Annotated in this window: 2 protein-coding genes and 1 pseudogene; all 3 read right to left on the bottom strand. The window is 52.4% G+C overall.

Going from position 1 to position 3,412, the window contains the following annotated elements:
• Nucleotides 1–798, bottom strand: a 798-nt coding sequence (locus tag Q0095_RS01820) for a ferrochelatase (protein WP_297880825.1), incomplete at its 3' end; no start/stop codon positions are given.
• 563 nt (nucleotides 799–1,361) lie between these two features.
• Nucleotides 1,362–1,622 (bottom strand): annotated as a pseudogene (locus Q0095_RS10220) (glycosyltransferase); the annotation flags it as partial.
• Nucleotides 1,623–1,758: 136 nt separating this feature from the next.
• Nucleotides 1,759–2,919 (bottom strand): FtsW/RodA/SpoVE family cell cycle protein, encoded by a 1,161-nt coding sequence (locus Q0095_RS01810; protein ID WP_177389148.1) that lies wholly within the window; start codon nucleotides 2,917–2,919, stop codon nucleotides 1,759–1,761.
• Nucleotides 2,920–3,412 lie beyond the last annotated feature (493 nt).

Here is a 3,412-nt window from a genome sequence, read left to right as displayed (position 1 = left end):
TTTTGCCCGCAAAAACTCCGCTTCGCGCGCAAAAAGCTCAGGATCGCTCTCGGCGATAAAGGCGCGGTAGCTTCCGCCAAGCGAGCTAACGTTAAAAAATCTATCCACAAAAATCGGCTCGAAATGACCGAATGCGCTTAAGTTTTGAAATTTAAAGGGTATGTTTTTGCGCGAGAGATACTCGATCACGCCGCATAGCTCGGGCAAAAACAGCTGCGGAAAGACTAAATTTGAATAATAAAGCCCGCCGAAAACGAAGCTGCTGTAGAATATCGAGCCGCCGTAAAGCAGCCTAAAATCGTCGCTCGCAGGGATCGTGACAGGCGAGATACCGAGGCTTTGCAAAAGCTCGCCGTCGCTGGTGAAGTAGGTATTTTTCTCTTTAGCATTCATCAGGCTGATAAAAAGCTCGCCCTTGCTGCGCGGTGCAAACATCAAATTTTTCGGCACGCTCGTATAGCGCAGGATCTCGCTTTGCACCTCGTTTATCAGCACGAAGCCGTGCCGCCACGTCTCGCCCAAAAATTTTATCAGCCGCACGAGCGCCGAGCATAAATTTTCAACCTTGATAAAGGCGATCTCGTCATTGAGCGGCTTGAAATTGTTATCGAAAATGATCGCGTACGCGCCGTTATCGATCGCGGTGCACACGTCGCGCTCGTTTGCGCCGAGTGCGATGAAAGCTCCCTTTTTCGCGACCTTTGCGGGCTCGATCGCAAAGCTCTCGACCGCGGAGATCGCAGGATTATTTAGCATCGTTCCGTTTACGATGCGGGTTAAATTTAATAAATTTACCATTAAGACTTCCCTGCGGCGGAGCTTTTGGCGGACGCGCTCTTTACGGCGCGGCGAAGCTGCTTTGCGGTAGACGCGGAACTTGCGCCGGATGCGGCGGCTTCTTTTGCGGCGATTACGGCAGGTGCGGCAGTATTTTTTGCGATGCGGCGAGATTTTACGTTCTGAGAGGCGTTTTTGGCGGATGCCGATTTTGCGACAGATACAGAAGCTTCGGCGGGCGCGATACTTTTAGCGGTCGATGCGGTTTTCGCGATAGGTACAGGTTTTTTAGCGAGTGGGGATTTTTTTGCGGGCACGCTTTTTGTTGCTGCATTTTTTTTAGCGGAATCGAATTTGGAAAGCGAGGCGTCCTTTTTAATACTCGCGCTAGAAACGCTTGCCGTGCGCTTTCTGCGCAACGCGGCACTTGCTTTAGAGCTCTCGCCATCCGCGCTCGCATATTTTTTCGTGCGCTCGCCTGTAAATTTATCTATGCGTGAAAATGAGCGCACGACCGCATGCGCGCCGAGCTTTGCACATTTTAAAGCGGCGAACTTCGACAGCTCGCAAATGCCGAGCGTTAAAATTTTACGCGCCGCAAGCGAGAGACGCAGGATATTTAGCAGCGAGGCTAGCTTGGCAAAGCCCTTTTTATCGACGACGCCCGAGCTTTGCAGAAAATAGGTGCGCGCAAAAAGCTCGCTTTTTTCAAACCACGCGCGATCCTGCCCGCGATTTGAGCCGATGAAGATCGCTCTGATGCCCTGCTTTGCAAGGCGGGCGGCTAAATTTTTAGCGATTATCAGATGCCCGCCGGTGCCGCCGCCGCTGATTGCTATGACCATACTTTTCCTTTAAATTTATAAAATTTCGCGCTTAAATTTGAGCCTCGGCGCGCTTCGGCGCAGAATTTTAAGCGCAAATTCGGCTCTAAATTTACGTCTAAATTTAAACAGCGCTCGCCACAAATCCGCAAAAGCTTTAAAATTTCGCCCTTTTCGACGCCATCAAAACGAGCCCCACCGCAAACGACGCCGCGAGCAGGTGGCTGCCGCCGTAGCTTAGAAACGGTACGGCGATACCCTTAACCGGCGAGATCGACGTAATGCCGTAGGAATTGATAATGAACGAAAAGAAAAACATAAAGCCGATACCCAGGCAAAAGAGGAAATTTACGTTACTCGGCGACTTGCTCGCAGTCTGAAAGATGCGAAATAGCATCGCATAAAATAGCGCCACGATGAGTAAAATCCCGACGAACCCCCACTCCTCGGCGATACCTGCGAGCACGAAGTCGGTATGCACCTCGCTCAGATAGCCGAGCTTAAAGCTTCCAAGCCCAAGCCCCTGCCCGAAAAACTCGCCGTTGTTTATCGCATTTAGCGAGTGTCCGACCTGATACGGCGCGCTAGCGTCCTCTATGCGCAGTCCTGCAGCGGTCTCCGGCGACATAAACGACAGTACGAAATCCTGCACGCCGCCCCACCACGAGCGCACGCGATCGACCCTGTGCGCGCTCGTGACGATAAAAACGTAAGCAAGCCCCAAAATCCCCATAAAGCTAAAGCCGATGAGCTTGAAGCTCGTGCCTGCAAAAAGCGACATAAAAATCATCGTAAGCCCCAGCACCGCGACCTGTCCCAGATCGTTTTGCACGATGGCGACTAGGATTACCACAAAGCCGAAAAGCGCTACGTAAGGAAGCAGCGTTGCGATCTCGCGCCCGATGCTTTTTTTGGAGTGATCGAGCTTGCGCGAGAAGCTCCACGCCAAAAAGTAGATGAAACCCACCTTGAAAAATTCCACCGGCGCGAGGTTAAAAAACGGCAGTCTGATCCAGCGCGCCGCGCCGTTTACGTCGGCGACCAAGGATTTGGGTAAAAAGCCCATCGCAAGCATCAAAATCCCCATGATCGCAAAAAGCGACATGCACACCGGCGTTAGGCATTTATCGGGATCGGCGCGAGAGACGATCCACATCACCGCGATGCACGCGATCCCTACCGCGCACTGACGATAAAAAAAATGCAGTGGTGTAGCACCCAGCAGAAGCACCGTATATGAGCTCAGCGACAGCGAAAATATCATGCCGATCGTAATGAGCGCGCAGGTGAAGTAATATAGCCATTTATCGGTTCTCAATCATCTCTCCGTTTTAAAATTTATTCGCATTTACGTGCGTCGCGCATGCTTCGTCTGCCGCGCGAGGCTCAAACCTCGCATCGCGCCCGCGGCGCACGGCGCCGATCGTGGCACCGCCTTTTAAAAAGCGTACGGCACGACCACGTATTGTCTTTTGGCACGCAGCACGATCGTGCATCTTTGGCACGCAGCGCGAATTTTATTCTCGCACATAGGCGACTTTGCGGTGCATGCTGCAGGATAGTGCGCCGTAAAGCACAGCCACGTCCTGCGTCGCCGCAAGTACGCATTTTACCTTCGCGCATCGTGCAGCCTTTCGACGTACACTGCCACGCCGTACGTAGAGCGCAACCTCGCACTATCTTTTAATACACAGGCGGGTGCATTTTACTCTGGCAGGCGTATCGCGGCGACTTTCGGCACGCGATACAAGGTCGCAAATCACAACTGCGCAAAATCGCGCGCTACTCGTGCGCGATAGTTGCAAAATTTT

This window comes from uncultured Campylobacter sp. (genome assembly GCF_938045535.1).
Lineage (GTDB): Bacteria > Campylobacterota > Campylobacteria > Campylobacterales > Campylobacteraceae > Campylobacter_B.
The sequence above is the reverse complement of the archived record's forward strand: the minus strand, read 5'-3'. Positions and strand labels throughout refer to the sequence as shown.